This is a genomic window from Herpetosiphon gulosus (assembly GCF_039545135.1).
Classification (GTDB): domain Bacteria; phylum Chloroflexota; class Chloroflexia; order Chloroflexales; family Herpetosiphonaceae; genus Herpetosiphon; species Herpetosiphon gulosus.
In genome coordinates this window covers 36587-58386 of sequence record NZ_BAABRU010000004.1, presented here as the reverse complement: position 1 = coordinate 58386, position 21800 = coordinate 36587, and the positions used below count along the sequence as shown (strand labels likewise).

General features: G+C 50.2%; 18 protein-coding genes. 15 read left to right on the top strand and 3 right to left on the bottom strand.

Annotated features, from left to right (window positions below):
• Position 1: 1 nt before the first annotated feature.
• Positions 2-2638 carry an FHA domain-containing protein gene (locus ABEB26_RS06000; RefSeq protein WP_345721069.1) on the bottom strand — a complete coding sequence of 879 codons (2637 nt, stop codon included), beginning with the start codon at positions 2636-2638 and terminating at the stop codon, positions 2-4.
• Between the two features lie 164 nt (positions 2639-2802).
• On the opposite strand from ABEB26_RS06000, the gene ABEB26_RS05995 reads away from it, so the two are divergent.
• From ABEB26_RS05995 to ABEB26_RS05975, 5 genes are all read left to right on the top strand, one after another.
• Entirely contained in the window at positions 2803-4134 is a 1332-nt protein-coding gene (locus ABEB26_RS05995; protein ID WP_345721068.1) for a protein phosphatase 2C domain-containing protein, read from the top strand.
• 160 nt (positions 4135-4294) lie between these two features.
• Positions 4295-5794, top strand: a complete 1500-nt coding sequence (locus ABEB26_RS05990; RefSeq protein WP_345721067.1) for a serine/threonine protein kinase — start codon at positions 4295-4297, stop codon at positions 5792-5794.
• A 42-nt stretch (positions 5795-5836) separates the two neighbouring features.
• Positions 5837-7486: a double zinc ribbon and FHA domain-containing protein gene (locus tag ABEB26_RS05985; RefSeq protein ID WP_345721066.1), complete on the top strand. Its 1650-nt coding sequence runs from the start codon at positions 5837-5839 to the stop codon at positions 7484-7486.
• A 66-nt stretch (positions 7487-7552) separates the two neighbouring features.
• A complete protein-coding gene (locus ABEB26_RS05980; protein WP_345721065.1) occupies positions 7553-8248 on the top strand; it encodes a haloacid dehalogenase type II in 696 nt (231 codons plus the stop codon).
• Between the two features lie 63 nt (positions 8249-8311).
• Positions 8312-9535 (top strand): hypothetical protein, encoded by a 1224-nt coding sequence (locus ABEB26_RS05975; protein WP_345721064.1) that lies wholly within the window; start codon positions 8312-8314, stop codon positions 9533-9535.
• 95 nt (positions 9536-9630) lie between these two features.
• On the opposite strand, the gene ABEB26_RS05970 is transcribed toward ABEB26_RS05975, so the two are convergent.
• Both ABEB26_RS05970 and ABEB26_RS05965 read right to left on the bottom strand, forming a co-directional pair.
• A complete protein-coding gene (locus tag ABEB26_RS05970; RefSeq protein WP_345721063.1) occupies positions 9631-10338 on the bottom strand; it encodes an N-acyl homoserine lactonase family protein in 708 nt (235 codons plus the stop codon).
• A gap of 177 nt (positions 10339-10515) precedes the next feature.
• Entirely contained in the window at positions 10516-10935 is a 420-nt protein-coding gene (locus ABEB26_RS05965; RefSeq protein WP_345721062.1) for a PaaI family thioesterase, read from the bottom strand.
• A gap of 30 nt (positions 10936-10965) precedes the next feature.
• Here ABEB26_RS05965 and ABEB26_RS05960 point away from each other — a divergent pair, with 30 nt between their 5' ends.
• The 10 genes from ABEB26_RS05960 to ABEB26_RS05915 all read left to right on the top strand — a co-directional run bounded on the left by ABEB26_RS05960 (position 10966) and on the right by ABEB26_RS05915 (position 21788).
• Entirely contained in the window at positions 10966-11682 is a 717-nt protein-coding gene (locus ABEB26_RS05960; RefSeq protein ID WP_345721061.1) for a response regulator transcription factor, read from the top strand.
• The gene (locus tag ABEB26_RS05955; RefSeq protein WP_345721060.1) at positions 11679-13262 is read left to right on the top strand and encodes a sensor histidine kinase; all 1584 of its coding nucleotides are present in this window, start codon (positions 11679-11681) and stop codon (positions 13260-13262) included. Before ABEB26_RS05960 ends, ABEB26_RS05955 begins: the two co-directional genes overlap by 4 nt.
• 394 nt (positions 13263-13656) lie before the next feature.
• Entirely contained in the window at positions 13657-14034 is a 378-nt protein-coding gene (locus ABEB26_RS05950; protein WP_345721059.1) for a response regulator, read from the top strand.
• A 360-nt stretch (positions 14035-14394) separates the two neighbouring features.
• Positions 14395-15102 (top strand): ABC transporter ATP-binding protein, encoded by a 708-nt coding sequence (locus tag ABEB26_RS05945; protein ID WP_345721058.1) that lies wholly within the window; start codon positions 14395-14397, stop codon positions 15100-15102.
• A gap of 2 nt (positions 15103-15104) precedes the next feature.
• On the top strand, positions 15105-17546 hold the full coding sequence (locus ABEB26_RS05940; RefSeq protein WP_345721057.1) for an ABC transporter permease: 2442 nt from the start codon (positions 15105-15107) through the stop codon (positions 17544-17546).
• A 22-nt stretch (positions 17547-17568) separates the two neighbouring features.
• Positions 17569-20721, top strand: a complete 3153-nt coding sequence (locus ABEB26_RS05935; RefSeq protein ID WP_345721056.1) for an AfsR/SARP family transcriptional regulator — start codon at positions 17569-17571, stop codon at positions 20719-20721.
• Between the two features lie 198 nt (positions 20722-20919).
• Entirely contained in the window at positions 20920-21108 is a 189-nt protein-coding gene (locus ABEB26_RS05930; protein WP_345721055.1) for a thiocillin family RiPP, read from the top strand.
• A gap of 37 nt (positions 21109-21145) precedes the next feature.
• A complete protein-coding gene (locus ABEB26_RS05925) occupies positions 21146-21334 on the top strand; it encodes a thiocillin family RiPP (RefSeq protein WP_345721054.1) in 189 nt (62 codons plus the stop codon).
• Positions 21335-21372: 38 nt separating this feature from the next.
• On the top strand, positions 21373-21561 hold the full coding sequence (locus tag ABEB26_RS05920) for a thiocillin family RiPP (RefSeq protein WP_345721052.1): 189 nt from the start codon (positions 21373-21375) through the stop codon (positions 21559-21561).
• 38 nt (positions 21562-21599) lie between these two features.
• Positions 21600-21788, top strand: a complete 189-nt coding sequence (locus ABEB26_RS05915; protein WP_012188470.1) for a thiocillin family RiPP — start codon at positions 21600-21602, stop codon at positions 21786-21788.
• The last annotated feature ends 12 nt before the right edge of the window (positions 21789-21800 follow it).

Sequence of the window (21800 nt, the reverse complement as noted above, 5' to 3'; positions counted from 1 at the left end):
ACTAGGCTTCCTTATCACGGCGTTTGAGCAACCAAGCCGTGATTGCCAAACAAGCCATGGTGTAGCCAATCAAAATAAACCAAGTCAGGAAAATATAGCCAGCACTATCGTCGTAGCCCACAGTTGGAAACACCTCACAGGTGCTGGGGCTAGGAATTTGGCCAGCGCGACATTTGCCTGGGTCGAATGGCTCACCCAAACCGCCGATCGAGCCATAGGCTTGCATGGCCCAGCGGCTGCCAACCAAGAATGAAACTGGAGCCAAGGCCGCAGGCAAGGGCAGCAAGGCCAAAGCAAACACAATCTGCGGAATTAGCGCAAAGGGAATGATGCTCATGGCTTTATCCGATGAGCTAGCTGAGGCCGAAATCAACAAGCCAACGCCTAAGCCTGTGAGCGATGTGAGGAAGGTTGTGACCAAAAAGCCACCCCAAACCCCAAATGGTACCTCCAGCCCAAGATCAAAATCGACCTTTGTGCCCAGAATGACCATCAAAATAATGCTTTGAATGAGACATAAGCCAGCTAGCACCAGAACTTTCGAGCCTAAATAAGGTACGATTTTAAGGTTGGCCAAACGTTCACGGCGATAAATTGGGCCTTCCTTGGTGATTTCGCGGGCTGAATTCAAAATGCCAAACCACACTGCAATCGCGCCCAACAAGAACGGAACCATACGTGCATCAGCCGAATTGGGGCGGCGGAAGGCATCTTCTTTGGCCACCAACAGCAAAATCATACCAATAATCGGAGCTTGCAACAATAAAATCCCAAGGTTGCGTTTATCGGCGGCGATCAAGCGCAAATAACGCCGTGTCATAATCCCAAACTGGCGCATGGCCGAAACGGGCGGCGGTTTGGGTCGGCCAGCAGGAGCCGCCGAGGTAGGAATCGAGACGCTGACTTGGTTGGGATAGGCTCCAGGCACCGCAGCTTGGGGAATTGGCGCTTGCGGTGGGGTCATAACTGGCACTTGCGGCGCACGTTGCAGCCGTTCCCAAACATATTTGCGATAGGCCTCGGAGTTGCGGAAACGAATTTCCCACAGCTCAGAGAGTCGTGGTGCTTGGCGCACTTGATTATTATGTTGCCGCCACGTTTCGAATTCTTGCTTCAACTCAGTTGTAGTTAAAGGATGATTCGGGTCAGCATCGCCCTCAAGTTTGGTGTAGATATCGGCAAAATCGCCCGAAGTTACATTGAAGAAGGTTAAGGCCTCGCTGGGCGGCCCAAACCAAACCATGCGCCCATCGGCCATAAACACCACATGATCGCATTGGGTGATATTGGCGGTGGCGTGAGTTACCAACACAATTGTGCGCCCTGAATCAGCCAATTGGCGCAAGGTATACATCATCTTCTTTTCGAGGCCCGGGTCTAGCCCCGAGGTTGGCTCATCGAGAAAGAACAGGCTGGGGTCGGCCAAAAGCTCCGAACTAATTGACACCCGTTTGCGCTGGCCACCAGAAAGTTGATTAACTTGCTTGCCACGATGGGCGCTCATCTCAACATCTTTGAGCACCCGATCGATCCGCGCTTCGATTTCGCTGCTGGCAGTGTCGGCGGGCAAACGGAGCTTAGCGGTATAGCGCAAAGCTACATCAACTGGCAAGCTGCTGTGCAAAATATCATCTTGCGGCACATAGCCCAAAATGGCGCGGTAGGCATCGAAGTTGGCATAATAGTCGTCGCCATTGACCAACACCGCGCCTTTGTTGGCACGATTGTAGCCCGATAGTGCACCCATCAGGGTTGATTTGCCAGCGCCTGAGCCACCAACCAAGGCAATAAATTCGCGTGGTTCGATTACCAGCGAAACATTATTCAGAATAACTCGATTGCCGCCGACCAAGCGTACCAATGAATGGGCATCGATTCGCAATGCGCCCCGTTGATCAAATTGATCAAGCGAAGTGCCGTCGTAGACCAGTTTGAATGGCCCAATTTGAATCACATCGCCGCGATTTAGGCGGGTTGTCGTGATTCGATTACCATTGACGAACGTGCCGTTGGTGCTGCCAAGATCGCGAACCTCGTGGCCACCTTGGATGGCGCGAATTTCGGCATGGTTACGTGACACTTGGGGATTGGGCAAATTGAGGGCTGAGCCTTCGCGGCCAATCGTCACGGCAGGCTTATTGCTCAAATCAAAGCGGCTAACGTGGCCAGCTTCGGCGGGCGGCGTGGCAACCTTTTGATTGCGATACGTTAGGGTTACAAAGTTCCCAGTAACCGGATCGCCAATCCGTACCGAATCGCCATCGTTAAAACTATGGCGGGGCACACGTTGGCTTTGAAAGAGCAAGCCATTGGTGCTACCAAGATCGATAATGACGTGGCGTTGGCCGTCTGGCTCGATCCGCGCATGGTTCGACGACACAAAGCGCGATGACGCAATAATATCGTTATCGGGCTTGCGGCCAAAGGTCACTGGTTGATTAGCGAGTGGAATTTGACGGGGTGCCTGACCAGTTTCTTGCACCTCTAAAAATGCCATCGATGAATGTAGGATGGTTGTGGCCCCACCGCCTAAGGCGGGGTTAGCTTGATTGGGTGCGGCCTGTTGCGATTTACCGCAACTTGGGCAAAACTTCGTATTAGGCTGAATGGCAGCACCGCAGTGGATACAGCGTGTCATCATTCCCCCTTAAATGCCAAGCTTCATGCAACGAAATTAGCGCTATCTAGTGGCATGGATGAAGGGCTGTGCTATAATCGCAGCATGTGAGCAGACTCAAACACGCGCATTATAGCATACTGCTCCAGACCACAACCGTTCCTGCCGAATGGGAGGTTGCTCGAATGAGCCTTGCAACGCCTACTGACGCTCCATGCCCACGCTGTCAGCGCCTTGTTGATGAAACGGCCCGTTTTTGCCGTTACTGTGGCTTTCCGCTGCGTTCAGTCGCAACATCGCCAGCATCAACAACGCCCGTGTCAGCTACGGCAGTCGAGCCGATCGACTATGAAGAAGTTGTTTTACCTGCACCCCGCCGAATTCAGCTTGAAGGCGAGAAGATTAGCCTGCGAGCCTTGGAACAGATGGTGCATGCTGGCGTTGAATGGTGGCAGATGCGCCTGCAAACTGGTGAGGCAACCCGTGAAGAGGCAATCAGTAGTATTGAAGAGTTGCGGAAAGCCCTTGGAAGCGTTAGTCATCAGTTGGCTCAAGGCCGTGAAACTATTCGCATCACCACCACGTTAACGCCCGCCCGCCGCTTTCCGCTGGGCTGCTCGCGCTGCGGTAAGGGCAATCGGGTGAATGCACGTTATTGCATTGCCTGTGGTAATCCATTGGTGGCTAATGCAGAAAAGGTCCAGCCTATGTCCCAAACACTTCGCTATACTGTTGGCCTGCTTTCCGATGTTGGTACTCGTCGTTCAGTCAACCAAGATTCTGCCTTGGTCGAGCAGTTTCGCTTGCGTGATGGCACGCCAGTGATCTGTTGTTTGGTGGCTGATGGCATGGGTGGTGCTCAAGGCGGCGAACGGGCGAGCGCCTTGGCTAGTCAAACAATTGTTAATCATCTGCGCGATTATAGCCGCAATGTTGATCGCAGTTTCGATGGCTGGCGTGATGTGGTGCGAGCTGCAATTGCCGCAGCCAATAGCACGATCTTTCGTGAAGCTGAAGTTAAATCAACCTTGCGAGGCATGGGTACAACAGTCGTCGTTGCCTTGGTAATTGGCGAAAAAGCCTGGATTGGCAGCGTTGGTGATTCGCGCGTCTATCTTTTTAATCGTAAAGGGGTCAGCGAACACACCCAACAAATCGCCCAAATCACGGTTGATCACACCATGGTCGCGCGATTGGTGGATATTGGTGAGCTAACGCCTGAACAAGCCCGCACTCACCCGCGTCGCCATGTGCTCTATCGCTCGGTCGGGGTAGAAGCCACGGTCGAATCGGACATGACCGAGCAGCCGCTTGAGGCAGGCGATTGGCTTTTGCTCTGCTCCGATGGCTTGATCAACGAGCTTTCGGATGAAGAGTTGCGTGATGCAGTCTTTGAAGCTTCATCACCCCAAGCATGCTGTGGCAGCTTGATTGCTATTGCCAATAGTCGTGGGGCACGCGATAATGTGACAGTGGTGTTGTTGTCGGCGGAAGAACGCACCGACCAGCAGCACTAGTGGCCTGCGGCTGAAACTAATTAAAGATTGTCTGCGTCTTATGCTGTGACGGCCTTACGCTAACGATCACATCCTGATCGTTTTGTCACGATTCTGGGCGCTTTTTAGCGCAACATCGTGCTATAATCGCGCTGAGTTGCTGATACGAAGGATTTTCTCCATGAGCGATTTGTTATCTGAAGAAAACTCTAAAACAGGTGCATTGCCCCCCGAGTTGATTTTGGGCTATCGCTATTTGCTCAAACAACGGCTTGGGCAGGGCGGCATGGGGGCGGTATATTTGGCCTATGATCAGCGCCTTGATATTGATTGCGCGATCAAGGAAATGAGCACCGCCCTGCTTAAAACCGAAGAGGAGCGCGAACGCGCCCGCAAATCGTTTCATGAAGAAGCAAAATTGCTGGCTCGTTTGAATCATCCTAATCTGCCACGCGTGACCGACCACTTTAGCGACCACGGGCGGGAGTATTTGGTGATGGAGTTTGTGCCAGGCGAAACCTTGGCAACGATTTTGCGCAATAGTCCGCCGCCCTGGCCCGTTGCCGATGTGGTCGCTTTTGCTGAACCATTAACCGAGGTGCTGCACTATTTGCATAGCCGCACCCCACCAATTATCTTCCGCGATTTGAAGCCAGCCAATATTATGCGTACCCCCGAAGGTCAAGTAAAGTTGATCGACTTTGGGATTGCGCGGTTGTTTAAGCCTGGTCAATCGCAAGATACCCAAGCCTTTGGTACGATGGGCTACTCAGCGCCCGAGCAATATGGCACTGGCCAAACTGATGCCCGCTCCGATGTGTATGCCTTGGGCGTGTTGTTGCATCAATTAATGACTGGTCATGATCCAATTGCTCAGCCATTTAATGTACCGTTGGCGCATACGATTAATGCCGCCGTGCCTGAAGCAATTAGTTCGGTGCTGATGACGGCGATGAGCCATGATCCGCAAACACGCTTTGCTTCGATGGTGGCCTTGCGCCGAGCCTTATCCAATGCTTCGCAACACAGTGCTGATGTGTATGTGGCCCAGCGCCCAGGTACTGCGGCCTTGCCAAATGTTGGCTATGCTCCGTCTGCCCAAATGCGGCCAACATCACAGCCCTATGGCCCGCCCAGTTCACAACCATATGGACAAACTGGTTCGCAACCATATGGCAAACCTAGTTCCCAGCCGTATGGGCAGCCTAGTTCCCAGCCCTATGGACAAACTGGCTCGCAACCCTACGGGCCACCAGTGGCGCAGCCGTATGCTCAGCCCTATAGCCCGCCACCACCGCCAACCTATGCCCAACCATTTAGCCCACCAGCGCCGCCGATGCATCCGGCAACGCATCACTTGCAAGCTTCGAGCGTGCCTAAAGCCAAAACTACAGGAGTGGCCCAAACCGCGCAAATTATGGGCTTTTTGAGTTTGCTCTTGACGATTAGCGGCTTTTTCTACGAAGATATGGGGCGAGATGCTGGCATCTTTATGGGCTTTTTTGGTGGCTTTGCAGGGTTTGTCTCGCTGATTGTTAGCATCGTGGCCATTAGTTTAAAAGCTACCCGCGAATCGATCAAAGGCCGCTCGCAATCGGTACGTGGCCTGATTTTTGCCACGGTTGCGATGATTCTTGCCTGTGTTGTTTTTGCGATAATTGGCGCGGCAAATCAATACTAATATTTGTACATTCTTGTGTGCTCCCTTGTTGAAGGAGGAAGTATGAAGTGTCCAAGCTGTGGACATACGAATGATGGTGGCAACCGTTTTTGTGAATATTGTGGTGCCCGACTCGATCCGTCGATGAATCAAGAAGCAACCCAAATCGGGGCAGTTCCCAATTTACATACGGATCAAAGTTACGATGCGCCAACCATGTTTGTACCAGCCGATCAGGCTCCTCCTGCGCCACCAGCCCAAGCGGAGCCAGCAGTCGCCAGTGTGCCAGCAGCAAGCTCGCTCAACTGCGCTGAATGTGGCTATATTAATCAACCAGGCGATCGTTATTGTGACCAGTGTGGCGCTTCACTCGATGCTGCTCCTGCCGCTGTTACTCCGGTGGCCACACCTGCGCCAGTTGCTAGCGAAGCGCTTACGCCGCCCGATGGTGTGCCAGCCGTACCAGTCGCCGAGCCGCATTTGGCTGAATTAACCAATGTTGCACCTGCTGAGGAGTTGCCAACCGTGCCAATTGATGATCAACAGCCAGTTTCAACTCCTGTGGCCGAGGCCGAACCAGTTGTGCCAGTGGTAGAAGAACCAGTTGCAATGCCTGTGGCCGAGGCCGAACCAGTTGTGCCAGCAGTCGAAGAACCAGTTTCAACTCCTGTGGCCGAGGTCGCTCCGGTAGCTGAGGCTGCCCCAGTAGTTGACGAAGAAGCCGTAGCCGCCGAACGTACTGCTTTATCAGCAGCAGTGATCGAGCAAGAAGATAATTTGGTGATGTTCGAGCAAATGGCTAACCGTTATGCTGGCCGTGCCTTGCCTGCCCATATCGCCGCTGGGATCGAAGAAACTAAGGCTAGTTTGGCCGAAGCGCAAGCTAATTTGGCGGCGTTTGATCAAGCCCAAGCTGTGGCCAAAGCTGCTGCTGAAGCCGCTGCTCAGGCTGCCGCCGACGCTGCTGCCGCTGCTGCTGCCCAACCTGATCCAGAAGAAGTGGCTCGCTTAGAAGCAGCAATTACCGAACATCAAGATAACTTGGCGATGTTCGAGCAGATGTCAGCTCGTTATGCTGGCCGCGCCTTGCCTGCCCACATTGCTGCTGGCTTGGAAGAAAGCAAGCATGCCTTGGCTGAAGCCGAAGCTGAATTAGCCGCTTTGCTTGGTGGTGCACCTGTTGTACCTGCCGCTGCGCCAATTCCTTCAGCTCCGGTCAATACCTATGACGCGCCAACGGTTGCGGCGGCTACTCCGGCTGAGCCAGCGCCGACTCCGGTCGTGCCCGCTGAACCAGTGCCAGCGCCAGAGGTTGAGGCCGCGCCTGCATGGGCTGCACCAACGTCCGCTGAGCCAGTCGCTGCTCCGGTTGTTGAGCCAGTTCAAGTTAGCCCGCATTTGGTGGTTGCTGGTAGCCAAGTGGTGCTCAACTTACCAACCGATAAGCAAATCTATGTGATTGGCCGCGAAGATCCAATTAGCGGCATTTATCCTGAGGTCGATTTGACCAACCATGGCGGCGAAGGCGGTGGGGTCAGTCGCCAGCATGCTCGCTTGCACAACACTGGTGGTGGTTGGATGTTGGAAGATTTGAATAGTACCAACTATTCCAAAGTCAACGGCCAAAAATTGGCTCCGCATGCGCCAGCTCCAGTCAATCATGGCGATCAACTGCAATTTGGCAAAGTTGTTGTGACCTTGCATTTGCATTAATTGTGAGTTTACGACCCGCGCTTATCGTTGCTGATAGGCGCGGGTTCTTTGTATTTGGAGGAGTTAATGCTGAATCCAGTTCAATTTCAGGTCTTGACCTTTGATTGTTATGGCACATTGATCGATTGGGAAACTGGCTTGTGGGCAGCGCTTGAGCCAATTTTTGCTCGATACAAGATTAATATCGAGCAAGAAGCGGCTTTGCAATTGTATGGTGAGCTAGAAAGTGCGCTCGAAGCTGGCCCATATTTGGCCTATAAAACTGTGGTGGCAACCGTGTTGGGGCAACTTGGCCAGCGCTTGGGCTTTACCCCAAACGCCGAAGAAACTGCCGAATTTGGCTTGTCGGTCAAGCAATGGCCAGCGTTTGCCGATTCGCCAGCAGCCTTGCAACGCTTGCAACAACGCTATAAATTAGCGATCATCTCGAATGTTGATGATGATTTGTTTGCGGCTTCAGAGCAACGCTTGGGTGTGAAATTCGATTGGATTATTACGGCCCAACAAGTACAATCGTACAAGCCGTCGTTGAATAATTTTCAGCAAGCCTTTGAACGTTTAGCCTTGCCGCAAAGCGCAATTTTGCATGTGGCCCAAAGTTTGTTTCACGATATTGTGCCTGCCAACCAACTTGGCTTGAACACGGTTTGGGTCAATCGTCGCCATGCCAATCCTGGCTTTGGGGCAACGCCTGCCGCCGAAGCCCAGCCCGATTTGGTTGTGCCAAGTTTGGCTGCCTTGGCCGATGCTTTGGGTTGTTAAATCTGCTGCCAGCACTGTTGTTGATAGTGCTGGCGTTTTGACGATATGAGGAAGGATATTTACGTGGATACTCTTTTGTTAAATATATTTAATGATAAATATCATCGCTTTATCATTGATAATATGCCGGATAGTTCGGTTAAAGCTTTTTATAAATGGATAATAGAAGATAAAAATTCATTGAGGGTCGATTATTTGCAAAAAAGTGGGATTTTGAAAATGGTGGAGCTTTATAGCTATATATTTCATTTTATTAGTAAAGATGATGATAAAATAGTTAATTTATGTGAGAAAATATCAGATTTGATGATATATCAGGTTTATGAAATTATATCTGATAATATTTGTATTACTAGTGATAAAATAGTTAGTAAAAATAAGGTAGATTTAAATATTAAGATTAATAATAGTATTATTGAAGCATTAAATAATACCCATAGGATCAAGTTGATAGATATTGGTGAATTTGACTTTATATCTAATCACCTATCAGAAGATAACAGTCAATTTATTGATGGCTATAGAGCAATCAGTAAAGAAATAGATATACAGAATGAATCTTGGATTATCGTATATATGAATATAATCAGTTGTATTAATGTAATTAATAATATTGATCTACATAATTATAAGAAAAGTATGATTAGGCGATATAATTCAGTAAATCATATCTCTATGAATAAATATGATGACATCAAAGAGATAATAAAATTACAATCGGAAACTATACTGGTAAGTCAAACACTTCAGTACTGTATTAATATATATACAAAAATATATGTTAAGAATGATATAACATATAAAATTTTTAATGATTCAAATATTCTGTCAATAATTTATGATGTAGCAATAGTTATAAGGTTATTAAATGATTTAGGTTTATATTTTTTAGAATACAGCCTTCAAGAAATTGAAATGCGTTTTGATAATTTACTTAATAATGAGATAATGGGAAATGAAACTTGGGTTGAATGGTTTTTGCGAATAGCATTAGATTTGCCATTTACTAGACTATATAAAGATATTTTATTTAATGAATATAATATATCTTTATATAATATTGAATTTGAGATGAATTACCGTGATGTGATATATAGGATTTTAAATAATACTAAATATCTATCCTTGATCTATAAAAAATGTATGAAAAATATTGAATCGAAGAGAAAGTATTTATTTGATAATGATTATGGATATATTTTTGATATTGTTATGAATATGGTTAAATTTCATCAAGATGTTTATTCAAAAGAATATACTTCAAAAGAAGGAGAATTTGCAATTTAAACAGTATTATAGCCTTCGTTATAATTTTTTTTCATAACGAAGGCTTGATGCTAACATCTAAGAGATGTGGTGGGATATTTGCTATTAAAATTATATTATTCGTAAAAGGCTGGGGCTAGTTTGAGCGTTTGCCACTGCTGATTGTCATGGCCAAAAATGACTAGCCCAATCTGCTCGCGTTCAACCAGATCAAGCAATTTAATCGTGCTAGCGTGGATCGCCTCGGCATCAGGGTTGTTATCAGCCTCGGGTTGCTCACGAGTAAAGCCATTCGCAAAAGGTACCGCATCGATTGGCAATAAAACCGCTCCAGTTTTGGGTAGCCGTACTAGCACCGATTGATGGCCTGGCACATGGCCACTCGTTTCAATCAGTTCCAATCCAGGCAGCAGTTGGGTGTCGCCATCGACAAGCTGAATCCGCTCGCTTGATTGATCCCATTGCGGGCGGTTGGCGGCAAAGCGTGGGTTACTCGCCGCATCCAGATGGTGCACCCGCTGCACAATATAGGTTGCTTTGGTGAATGCCCCATGTCTGCCAGCGTGATCAAAATCATAATGGGTTGAAATGACCAGATCAATAGCGTCAGGCGTTAAGCCGATCGTTGCTAATTGGGTGATCACATCCTGTCCATTTTCAAAATCCGCTCCTTCTGCTGGAATCACCTCGGGTAGCCCAGTATCAATTAGAATATTCTTGCCATCACCAGTTTGTACCAGATAGCAGACGATCGGAATTTGATACTCTGGCATCGTGCCAACCTGCATCAAGTATAAACGCTGGGGCATTTGTTGGCTCATCATCGTTTCCTTCGCAAACAAAAAACAATCGAAATTTGATTAAAATTAGACCAAATGTTCTATTATTTGTCAATCCCAAAGTTGATCGGTTGCGGAAGTTAATTGGCTGAATTGACGAGCCAAGCACGATCTCGGTATAGTAATGCAAGCGCTGTGGTGATTTACAGCGCTTGCTGACATTTAGCGTTTGCTGCTGAGGGTCATAATTGTGCCTTGGGCAACTGCAACCAAGGTTTCATTTTGCTCGTCTCGGCAATAAACCAAACATTGGCAAACTGCTTGACGACTGCCGCTGCTCAAAACACTGGCACGGGCAATCAGTTCTTGGCCTTGAGCTGGTTTGACATAATTGATTTTGTATTCAGCAGTGACAACTTCCAAGCCTAAAACTGAGCCACCAGCGAAGGTAATGGCGTTATCGGCGGCATAGCTGAGCACGCCGCCATGGACGAAGCCAAATTGTTGGGTTAGCTCAGGGCTGATGTTTAACCGTAATTCGGCATAGCCTTGGCGAAATTCGCTAATTTGGGCTTTGAGCAACTGGCTGAAGGGCTGGCTGGCTAAAATCTGCTGACCAATGGCGGTTAGATCATCACTCATTTGAACCTCACACAGAATAAGGATTTGGCGATGGCTGAGCATGTGCCGACAATTTTGGTGGTTGAAGATGCTGTCGATTTGGCCGAAGTGCTGGTGCGCGAACTGAGTAACTTGGGTTATCAGGTGTGGCATGCTGCCGATGGCCGGACAGGCTTAAGTTTACACCAGCAACATCAACCAGATTTAGTGATTTTAGATTGGATGTTGCCGCAACTTGATGGTTTAGAGGTGCTGCGCACGATTCGCCAAACGAAATCGACCCCGGTGCTGATGCTAACAGCTCGCAGCGAAGAAACCGATTTGGTGGTGGGCTTGGAATTGGGTGCTGATGATTATTTGACTAAGCCATTTGGCATGCGCGAACTAATTGCCAGAGTACGGGCCTTGTTGCGCCGTGATCAGCGGATTCAGCAGTTGTTGCAGGCCGATGCCCAACCAGCAACCGAGGTGCTGCGCTACGGCGACTTGGTGCTTGACCCGCATTTGCACATTGTTGCCTTGCGCCAGCAGGAGCTTGATTTGACCCCAACTGAGTTTGCGATTCTCGATTTGTTGTTGCGTAACCCAGGTCGGGCTTTTAGTCGCAACTATCTGCTCGATACGATTTGGGGCCAAAGTTATGTTGGCGGTGATCGCTCGGTTGATAACGCTATGCTGCGCTTGCGTAAAAAATTGGCCGATTTTGGCGATGCAATCGAGACGGTTTGGGGCTTGGGCTATCGTTTACAAGCAGAAGCACCCCAATGAAACTTTGGTTGCGTTGGTATGCGCAGGCGGGGCTGGGACGAGCATTTGCCACAATGTTGCTATTCGATGGTTTTTGCTTGGTAATCCTGCTAGCGATTATTTATCTTTTGCCAGTTGAAGTTTTTGTGTTGATGACTGGTGGCTTCTTCGTTTTAGGCATTGGCGCGGTCGTTTTTGGGCTGAACTTGGTTTTGTCTGAGGGTGGTTTTTGGCGGCAACTGCTGCCTGAACTTGGTGCATTTGGGCTCGTGATGATTTGCCTGGTTGGGCTGGGCGGGCTGATTGCATGGCATGAACTTTCACGGATTATGAGTCCTTGGAATGATGGTGATTTTGCCCAATCATTCCCTGATATGTTGATTTTCTTTGCGCTGCATGGCATCACATTTTTGGGCACACGCTTTTTGATGCGCGTCTGGCGTTGGTGGAATCGCTTGCGCAAACGCTCATTGCTTTGGACATTGACCCATGATCAATTAACGATTGTGTTTGTGTTGATGCTGATTTTTGGCATGGGCATGGTGCTGCTTTCGATTCAGTTGCGCAGCGAAGAATTAAGCCAATCAAATGATGCAGTGGTTTTTTTAATTGAACATGTGGTGCAATATTCGCTGCTTGGCTCAATTTATGGTGTATTGATGGTGATTGGCTTATTTGTGTTTTTGCCAGTGGCCATGGTGCTTTCGTATATGTTGGTGCGGCGAATTATGCGCCGAATCGAAGCCCTTGCTAACGCTACGACGGCCTTGCGCGAAGGCGATTATAGTTCGCGGATTGTAGTCAATGGCACTGATGAGGTTGCCCAACTCCAAGCTAATTTCAATGCGATGGCCGAGCAATTGGCTAGCACCGTTAATGCCCTAAAAACCGAGCGCGATCGGGTGGCGGCCTTACTTGACGATCGGCGAGCTTTAGTTGCCAGCGTTTCACACGAATTGCGTACGCCTGTTGCCACCCTGCGCGGCTATCTTGAATCGAGTTTGCAAACCGAACAAACTTTAGATTCGCAAGTTCAGCGCGATTTACTGGTGATGGAGCGCGAAACCCTACGTTTGCAACAACTGATCGAAGATCTCTTTTTGCTTTCGGCGAGTGAGGTTGGCCGTTTGACCCTCAAACTTGAAGCTCATGCCGTGGCTCCCTTGATCAACCGAATTGTACAAACGGTACAGCCCTTGGCTTGGCGACAATCGCGAGTTGAAGTGCTGGCCGATTGTGCCGCTGAGCTTGATCAAGCCCTGATTGACCCCCAACGGTTTGAGCAGATTTTACGCAACTTGCTGCATAATGCCTTACGCTACACCCCACCTGGTGGTTTGGTGGTGGTACAAGCGGTTAATCATGCCGACTCAATTAATATCTATGTTCGTGATACTGGTAGCGGAATCGACCCCACCGAGCTTGGCGCAATTTGGCAGCGTTTTTATCGTGCCAAGGATCGGGCCAATGAGCAGCATCAGGGAGCGGGCTTAGGCTTGGCCTTAGTCAAAGAATTAACAGAATCGATGGCTGGCTCGGTGGCAGTTGAAAGCCAGCTTGGCGTTGGCACGAGCTTTTGTATTTGTTTCCCCAAAGCCTAAATCGTATTTCCTCACTCCAACCCCTCTCTTTACAAGGGTAGGTTTTTAACAATGATTGGGTGGTATGTACCGTCGATTGGCATGCCCTCACCCCCTGACCCCCTCTCCCGCCGAGCGAGCGAGGGGGAACCCATCCAGCAGTGCTCCCCTCTCCCACGGAGGTGGGAGAGGGGCTGGGGGTGAGGGGGCGTAAAACCTACCCTTGTCAGATCCCTCGCCCACAGTGGCGGGCGAGGGGCCTTTGGTATTTTAGTGCTGAATATTCTCCTAGCTAGGCAAGAATTTAAGTGGACGATTGAGATAATGTCCACTTGTCTGCGACAATTTTGCGACAACTTCGTGATACTGCGGTAACACTTGCCCCCTATGCTAAAGCCTATCACAAGGAGGCTTTATGCAACGTTTATCGATTGCCACAATCAGCATCGCCAGCCGTCGTGCCATGCTGCATAGCTTAATCAATCCAAATCCTACTTATGAATTAATTGCTGATATTACTCACGCTGAGGCGCTGCAATTGCTGCCCAATCTTCAGCCAGATATCGTGGTGCTTGATGCCGCGATGTTGAATATTAATCCCTTGGTTGCACTCAAAAGTTTAGCCCAGTGGCCAAATCGTCCGGCAATCATCGTGTTAACCAGCGCTGTTGGCTATGAACAACGGCTTTGGCACGATTTGGGGGCGCAAGCGATTGCCCGGCTCGAACAGCCCGAAACGATTGAGCAAGCCTTGGCCCAAATTGCCCACCAAGCCCAACTTCAAGCAGCATAAACGAGGGGTTGGGGGTCAGGGGTCAGGGATCAGAGCTTAGGGGTCAATTTTTGTAACTACGAAAAATGCGAAGGGAGATGAGGCTAGCGGCTATATGTAATGGTTTATTGCATTAGGCCAGCATGCCCTCACCCCCTGACCCCCGCTCCCGCACGCGAGGCGAGGGGGAACCGCTCCAGGTGTGCTCCCCTCGCCCGCCGCTGTGAGAGAGGGGTCAGGGGGTCAGGGCACGGTACAATTAATTGTTAACCTAATGAACCATTACAGCTAGCGGCTATCGGAATAACTGTAGATATTTCAAAATAATCTCCAATAGCCAATAGCCTCAGACGCTCTATGTTCTAAATAAAGGAATTTTACATGCTTGCGACAAACTCGAATACCGCGCCAGTTGCCCTGATGCGCGATGTTGTGCATACGGTAAAGCTTGGCACAACCAGCTTGACGATTCTGAATGGCATTTCGTTGGAAATTGTCCGTGGCTCGTGGGTGGCCTTGACTGGCCCATCTGGCTCAGGTAAATCGACCTTGTTGGGCATTTTGGCGGGCTTGGATACACCGAGCAAAGGTCATGTGCGCCTGAACGATGTTGATATTACCACCATGGGCGAGCCGCAATTGGCGCGTTTGCGCAACCAAACGATTGGGGTAGTGTTTCAATCGTTCAATTTGATTCCAACCATGACCGCCCAAGAAAATGTTGAAGCACCTTTATTTGTGCATCGCAATCGTGGCGATATTAGCCAACGCGCCAAAGCCATGCTCGAATTGGTTGGCCTCGGCGATCGGCGCGATCATCGGCCAGCTCAGCTTTCGGGCGGCCAACAACAGCGAGTGGCAATTGCCCGCGCCTTGGTTACCACGCCCCAATTGCTGATTGCCGATGAGCCAACTGGCAACCTTGATAGCACTACCAGCCAGCAAATTCTCGAATTATTTGCGGATTTACGCCGTCAGCTCAACATTACGATTGTGATGGTGACCCATGATCCCGATGTGGCAGCCCGCGCTGATCGTCAACTGTATCTCGTCGATGGTCAGATTCGCCACGATAGCACGAGGGTTTAATCATGGGTTGGGGTTTTACCTTTAATTATGCTTGGCGCTCGTTACGCTTGGGTGGTCAGCGCACCTTGTTGGCGATTATCTGTATTGCCTTTGGCGTGATGTCGCTTGGCTCGATGCAAAGTTTATCGACGGCGATCAATCAAATTTTTGTGGAAAATCGGGTTAGTGTTGGTGGCGATGCTATGCTCGATTGGCCCAACGGCTCGATTGGGCCTGAACAACAAGCCCAACTTGAGCAATGGAAACAATCAGGCGTGATTGGCGGCTATACGGTCTATTCGGCGATTCCGCCTGCGTTGCTCAAGCCTGCTGGCGGCGATCATGTGATTTTTGGCGATATTGGCTATGGGATTGATCCGCAAAGTTACCCGTTGTTGGGCGAATTGCATGTGAGCCAACCAGCCAACGCCAGCATGAGCGAGTTGCTGAGCCAGCCCGATGCCTTGGTTGCTACCGAGCTTTTGGCGTTGCAACATGATCTGACGATTGGCCAAGAACTGGTGATTTTGGTCAATCAAGGGGCAACGCCTAAACGCCTAAAATTGGTCGGTTTGGTGGATCAAGTGCCGAACAAAAGCGCTGGTAGCTTATTTTTTAGCTTGGCGACTGCTCACGAGATTTACCCCGGAGCGCATTTGAACTCAGCGCGGGTGGTTTGGGGCCAGCAAGGTGTGCAAGTTGGCACGTTAGAGCAAGCAGGTTGGTCGGTTGCGACCGTCAGTAGCGAGCCATCGGATACCGCTGGTTTATTCAATATGACCTTGCGTGGTGCTGGGGTGCTGGGCTTGATTGTTAGCGGAATTGGGGTGGCAAATACCATGCAAGTCGTGCTTGCACGTCGCCGCAACGAAATCGCCATCCTCAAAACCTTGGGCTATCGTGGCCCGCAATTGTTGTTGCTCTTTGGCTTTGAAACCGCTTTACTCGGGCTGATTGGCAGTATCTTGGGCGCAGTGGCCGCCGTATTAATCGGCGATCAATTGACCGATTTGTTTGCACGCAGCAGTGCCTATATGCTGCCAACGGTGGTTGATTGGCAGATTTTGGGCGGGGCCATTGGCTTGGGCATCGCCACAACCTTGATCTTTGGCATGGTGGCGATTGTAAAAGCCAATGCGGTACGGCCTGGCTCGTTGCTTCGTTCTGGCCCGATCGAAGTTAACCCAACAACCCGCCGCGCCATGGTTGGGTTGTATGCAGTTTTGGGGGCAATGTTTGCCTTGGTTGCTAGTATTAGCATGGGTTCGTTTGGCGCAGGCATGCTCTTGTTTGCGGGGGCAGTATTGGGCTTGGCCTTGCTCAATTGGTTGTTTCAAGCGATTTTGTGGTTGGTTGCCAAAACCCCGTTGCCTGGCTATTGGCTGCGCTTGGCCAGTCGCAATATACAACGCAATGGTCAGCGGGCCGCCTTTGCGATTATCGCTTTGGCGATCGGGGTGTTTACGATTGGTTTTTCGGCAGCAGCGTTGTTGACGGTTCAAAAAGAACTTGATGCCCGGGCCGACCCTAACACTAATCAGAATCGAGCGCTGTGGGTGATTACTGCTCCTAGCGAGGCCACCAAGGTTAACCAAATTGTCGAGCAATTGCAGCAACCAGCACTTGAGCCAACTCAATTGTTGCAAGTCGCAACTTCGCTGCCCGAGAGTGAAGGCATCGAATTTGAAACCTCGGCCCGCTCAGCCACGCAAATTGGCGATATTCAGTTGATCGAAGGCCAATGGCAGGCTGCGGCTGATCAAGTAATGTTTGCTCAATGGTTTTTCAGCGAAATTCCGCTTGGCACTGAACTAGAACTGATTGGATCGAACGGTCGATTAAAAGTCCGCTTGGTCGGGCGCTACGAAAATCAAGCTAGCCAAGCATCCAGCACCATGGTGATTAGCCCATCCAGCGTTGAGCAGTTGGTTGGCATGCAAAGCCGTTTGATCTATACGCTCAATCTGCCGATTAACCAATTGAGCAACGCAACCAATCGCTTTAATCAGGCGATTCCCCAAGCCTTTGTTTATAACGAAGTTGAAATGTACAACACCACTCAAATGATCTATCGCTCGTTGGGCTTGTTTGTGGTGGCTGTGGCAGGCTTGGCGTTTGTGGCAGGCATGGTGCTGATCGCCAATGCCGTTGGTTTGGCACTGTTTGAACGTCGCCGCGAAATGGGTATTTTCAAGGCGGTTGGTTATAGCACTGCTCACTTGTTGCGCAGCATCAGCATGGAATATAGCTTGGTTGGCTTGATTGCTGGGAGCGCTGGTATGCTGGCAGTTTGGATTGCAATCACGGTGATTAATACGCTTGAACCTAAGGCTGGACTTGGACTAGATGCCTTGCCAGGCTTGCTGATTTTCGGCTTTGCAATTGGTCTAGCGCTGTTGACTGCCTTGGGTGTTGCTTGGCGACCTGCCCATCTGCGCCCGCTGCATGTGCTGCGCGACGAGTAAGTTTTATGCTAAACTTGGGGTTGTGCAATATACAATTGATTACCCCCAACTGAATGATGATTTGATTCAACGCCCACGCCTTCAAGCTCAATTGGAGGCGTGTTGGACATGTCGCTTAACCATGGTCGTGGCAGCGGCTGGCTATGGCAAAACCACCATGCTGGCCCAGTGGATGCAGCAAACGCTTGGTGGCGATTGTTTGTGGTATGGCCTGCATAGCCCAACCGAGGCTGATCAGCTTCAGCGCTTGTTGAGCAACCTAACCAAATCCCGTTTTCCTCAAATCAATCCGATCAATAGTTTGGCTGATTTGTTTGATTGCTGGGCAACCTTGGCTCCGCGCCGAATCGCCTTGGTGCTTGATGATTGTCAGCATTTGCAAACCAGTGCCTGGCGTTTGTTGAATGAATTGACCCGTTTTGCGCCGACCAACCTGCATCTGATATTGAGCAGCCGCCAACTGCCGCAGCTCGATTGGGCAGGCTTAGCGGCGCGGGGCCAGTATCGCCAATTAACCGCCGCAGAATTGCGATTTAGCCAAGCCGAATTGCAGGAGCTATTGCCTACCCAAAGCCCAAGCCAATGCCAAGCAGCTTGGCAAGCAACCAACGGCTGGCCTGCGGGTTTGCGTTTGTGGCGTGCCTTGCCCTCAGGCTATCAAGGCACGGTTAGCGATTTTCTGGCCCAAGATGTGTTGGGGCAATTGCCTGATGCGGTGCGGCGGACTGCCCAATTTGCCGCGCTCTTGCCCTTTTTTAATCAAGCGGTGCTGACGGCGATGGCTGCACCTGATCCAGCTAGTTTATGGCATTACAATCTGTTTGTGCTGCCTGATCAGGCTGAATGGTGGCGCTTTGAGCCATTTTGGTTGGAGGTGCTGCGTCAACAACCGTTGGCTGAAACCAACCAATTGTTGGCCCAAGCGGCCACATGGTTTGAGCAGCAGGGGCATTTGGCGGCGGCCTTGGATGTCTGGTGTCGGTTGGGGCAATGGGCGCAGGTGGCCGAGCAGCTTAAGCGCCATGGTTTGCGGCTATTGGCTCAACATCAGCCAGTCTTGCAATGGTTGCAACAACTGCCAGCAGCCGAGCGCCAAATTGCCGAATTGTTGCATCTGCATGGGCTGGCTTTGCGCGAACATGACCCTGTGCTTGCGGCCCAAACCTTGGCCCAAGCAGCCCAACGCTATCGGGCTGAGCAACGTTATGCTGAGGCCTTTCAGGTGGTTGGTGAACAATGTTTGATCTATTTTTGGCAGGGCGATGAGCAAGCCTTGATTGGGGTGGCGCGTGAAAGTTTTAGCCTCAAAAGCTTTGTTTGGTATCGTCAGCGCCGTGATTTGTTGAAATTTCCCTTGCTGTTATTTCAGATCAAGCGTGGCCGTTATATCAAGGCCTTGGCAACGGCCCAAAGTTTAGCCCAAAGCGAATTGCCCTTTTTTTGGCGTTGGGTGGCGGCCTGTGTCGTTGGTGGTTTGTATACGATTTTGACCTTGCCGAATGAGGGCATTCAATGGCTCGAAGTTTGGTTGCAACATCCCCAAGTTCAAGCTGAACCAGCCATGCGTATGAGTTTGCTCGATTTGTTGGCAACCTGCTTGATGAGCCGCGCCGCACCCGATGATCGCCTCGCTGCCCAACGCTTGGCCGATGAAGCTAGCCGTTTGAGCGAGCGCTATGGCGTGCGTTTGACTCGTTTGCAAACGCGAGGTACAAAACTCGGTTTGGCCTTGTTGGATGCTGATCGACCAACGACTGAGCATTTGATTCAGCAATTGCTTTTGCCGAGCGATGAGCCATTGCCCTCGATTATGCGCAATCGCTTGCTTGCATTACGCGCTTTTGCTTGGGCTAGTTTGGGCGAAATTAAACTGGCTCAGCACGATGCAACGCTCAGCGAACGTGGCTTGATTCGTGATGATGCGCTGTATGGAGCTGACCCACGCATGTGGTTGATGTTGGCTCAAGCCTGGTTTTGCTGTGGCGAATATCAACGAGCCTTGGCGGCTTTGGAGCGAGCCAAACCCATGATCGAGGCCGCTCAATCGCCGATTTTGCGCTTGCGAGCAGGCTTGGTGCAGCTGGCCAGTCGTTGGCAAATTCAGCCAAGCTCACAATTAATTGCCGAAGCAACCACGATTTGGCGTGATTATTTAGCGGATGGCGACCGCCATATGAACGCAACGCCGCTGCGTTTAACCACGCTGTTGGTGGAGTTGGGCTTGCGAACGGGGATTGCGCCACAGCGGATTGCCCAATTTTTAGCCAAGCGTGATCGGGTTGCTTTAGAAGAAATTTGCTGGAAACTGTATGCCGAGCAGCCGCAACAACAAACCGCACTCTTGCAACTTTTGGGCTTATATGGCTCGGCAGCCAGCCTTGAGCGTTTGCAAGCGGTGATTAAACAAGCCTCGACCCAGCAGCGCAAAATTGCCCAACACAGCTTAACCAGCATTCGCCAGCGCCCCGCCTATGCCCTAAAAATTCAGCTTTTTGGTAGTTTGCAACTTTGGCGTGGCGCGGAATTGGTCGATCCCAACGAGTGGTCGCGTGAGAAAGCTCGTCAATTATTGGCCTTATTAGTCTTGCAACGCCCGAGAATTATCAGCCGTGAAGCCTTGATCGAGCACTTTTGGCCTGATCTTACGCCGCAAGCCGCCGATGGAGCCTTGCGAGTGACCTTGAATGCCCTGTTGCATGTGCTGGAGCCGGAACGCAGCGGCGGCGCTAATTCGGCTTTTGTGTTGAGCGAAGCAACGGGCTTGCGTTTAAATCCACAAGCTCAGATCGATACTGATTATGCTGAATTTCAAGCCTTGCTACAAACTGCCGCCAAGCAACGCCAGCAAGGAGCCATGCCCGCCGCCTTACAAGCCTATCAAGCAGCCTTGGCCTTGTATCAGGATGATTTATTAAGCGATATTGCTTACGCCGAATGGGTGCTGGATTGGCGCGAACAAGCCTTGAGCCAATTTGTGGCGGCAACTAGCGATTATTTGGAATTATTGCTGGCCTATGGCCCAACTGCCGAGGCTATCCCCTATGCTGAGCGTTTATTGAGCTACGACCCTTATCACGAACCAACCTACCTGCGCCTGATCGACATCTATCAAATGTTGGGCAATGCTAGTGCTGCTGAGCGCATTCGAAAACGCCTCGAACGTATTTCTTTATAACACTTCAATCCCTACGTAATTTAATTAATCTATTTTAACTATAAGTGATAGCTGATATATCGCTCTTATATCGGTTTAACTATCGTTGTCCCAATAGTTTACGCCATGGCGATATGGTGTAATAGGCCTGTCAACAACGAGGTGCGCACCCACAGCTGACAAACCTACAATTGCTTAGTCTAACAGGAGTACCACCCCATGGCAGATGTAAAGAATTTGATCGATGCTGAAGTGACCGCCGCCGAAACCGAATTGTTTGCTGATGAATTGGAAGAGCATGTAACCAATGCTGCCGCCGCCTGTGTTTCATCGTTGGGTTCGCTCAGCACCTCGGGCACGATTTGTACCGTCAGCACCTTCTGTACTGCCGCCATCGAAGCTCAATAAATTGCATTATTACTCTTAGTTAGTGAGGATTACTCTTATGTCAGATGTAAAAAACTTGATCGATGCTGAAGTGACCACCGCCGAAACCGAATTGTTTGCTGATGAGTTGGAAGAGCATGTAACCAATGCAGCCGCTGCCTGTGTCTCATCGTTAGGTTCGCTCAGCACCTCAGGCACGATTTGTACCGTCAGCACCTTCTGCACCGCCGCCATCGAAGCCCAATAAATCGGATTAGCCATTCTTAGTTAGTGAGGAATCTCCCAATGTCAGATGTAAAAAACTTGATCGACGCTGAAGTGACCGCCGCCGAAACCGAATTGTTTGCTGATGAATTAGAAGAGCATGTAACCAATGCCGCCGCTGCCTGTGTCTCATCGTTAGGTTCGCTCAGCACCTCAGGCACGATTTGTACCGTCAGCACCTTCTGCACCGCCGCCATCGAAGCCCAATAAATCGGATTAGCCATTCTTAGTTAGTGAGGAATCTCCCAATGTCAGATGTAAAAAACTTGATCGACGCTGAAGTGACCGCCGCCGAAACCGAATTGTTTGCTGATGAGTTGGAAGAGCATGTAAGCAACGCCGCCGCCGCCTGTGTTTCATCGTTGGGTTCGCTCAGCACCTCAGGCACGATTTGTACCGTCAGCACCTTCTGTACCGCCGGTGTCGCTGAAAAATAGCCTGGCTCTCTC

Excerpts from the sequence above, each read along its gene's own strand:
- ABEB26_RS06000 (WP_345721069.1), bottom strand. The coding sequence starts at position 2,638 with ATGACACGCTGTATCCACTGCGGTGCTGCCATTCAGCCTAATACGAAG.
- ABEB26_RS05965 (WP_345721062.1), bottom strand. The coding sequence starts at position 10,935 with ATGAGTGATGATCTAACCGCCATTGGTCAGCAGATTTTAGCCAGCCAG.
- ABEB26_RS05990 (WP_345721067.1), top strand. The coding sequence starts at position 4,295 with ATGAGCGATTTGTTATCTGAAGAAAACTCTAAAACAGGTGCATTGCCC.
- ABEB26_RS05945 (WP_345721058.1), top strand. The coding sequence starts at position 14,395 with ATGCTTGCGACAAACTCGAATACCGCGCCAGTTGCCCTGATGCGCGAT.
- ABEB26_RS05960 (WP_345721061.1), top strand. The coding sequence starts at position 10,966 with ATGGCTGAGCATGTGCCGACAATTTTGGTGGTTGAAGATGCTGTCGAT.
- ABEB26_RS05950 (WP_345721059.1), top strand. The coding sequence starts at position 13,657 with ATGCAACGTTTATCGATTGCCACAATCAGCATCGCCAGCCGTCGTGCC.
- ABEB26_RS05995 (WP_345721068.1), top strand. The coding sequence starts at position 2,803 with ATGAGCCTTGCAACGCCTACTGACGCTCCATGCCCACGCTGTCAGCGC.
- ABEB26_RS05955 (WP_345721060.1), top strand. The coding sequence starts at position 11,679 with ATGAAACTTTGGTTGCGTTGGTATGCGCAGGCGGGGCTGGGACGAGCA.
- ABEB26_RS05940 (WP_345721057.1), top strand. The coding sequence starts at position 15,105 with ATGGGTTGGGGTTTTACCTTTAATTATGCTTGGCGCTCGTTACGCTTG.
- ABEB26_RS05970 (WP_345721063.1), bottom strand. The coding sequence starts at position 10,338 with ATGATGAGCCAACAAATGCCCCAGCGTTTATACTTGATGCAGGTTGGC.
- ABEB26_RS05925 (WP_345721054.1), top strand. The coding sequence starts at position 21,146 with ATGTCAGATGTAAAAAACTTGATCGATGCTGAAGTGACCACCGCCGAA.
- ABEB26_RS05930 (WP_345721055.1), top strand. The coding sequence starts at position 20,920 with ATGGCAGATGTAAAGAATTTGATCGATGCTGAAGTGACCGCCGCCGAA.
- ABEB26_RS05915 (WP_012188470.1), top strand. The coding sequence starts at position 21,600 with ATGTCAGATGTAAAAAACTTGATCGACGCTGAAGTGACCGCCGCCGAA.
- ABEB26_RS05985 (WP_345721066.1), top strand. The coding sequence starts at position 5,837 with ATGAAGTGTCCAAGCTGTGGACATACGAATGATGGTGGCAACCGTTTT.
- ABEB26_RS05920 (WP_345721052.1), top strand. The coding sequence starts at position 21,373 with ATGTCAGATGTAAAAAACTTGATCGACGCTGAAGTGACCGCCGCCGAA.
- ABEB26_RS05980 (WP_345721065.1), top strand. The coding sequence starts at position 7,553 with ATGCTGAATCCAGTTCAATTTCAGGTCTTGACCTTTGATTGTTATGGC.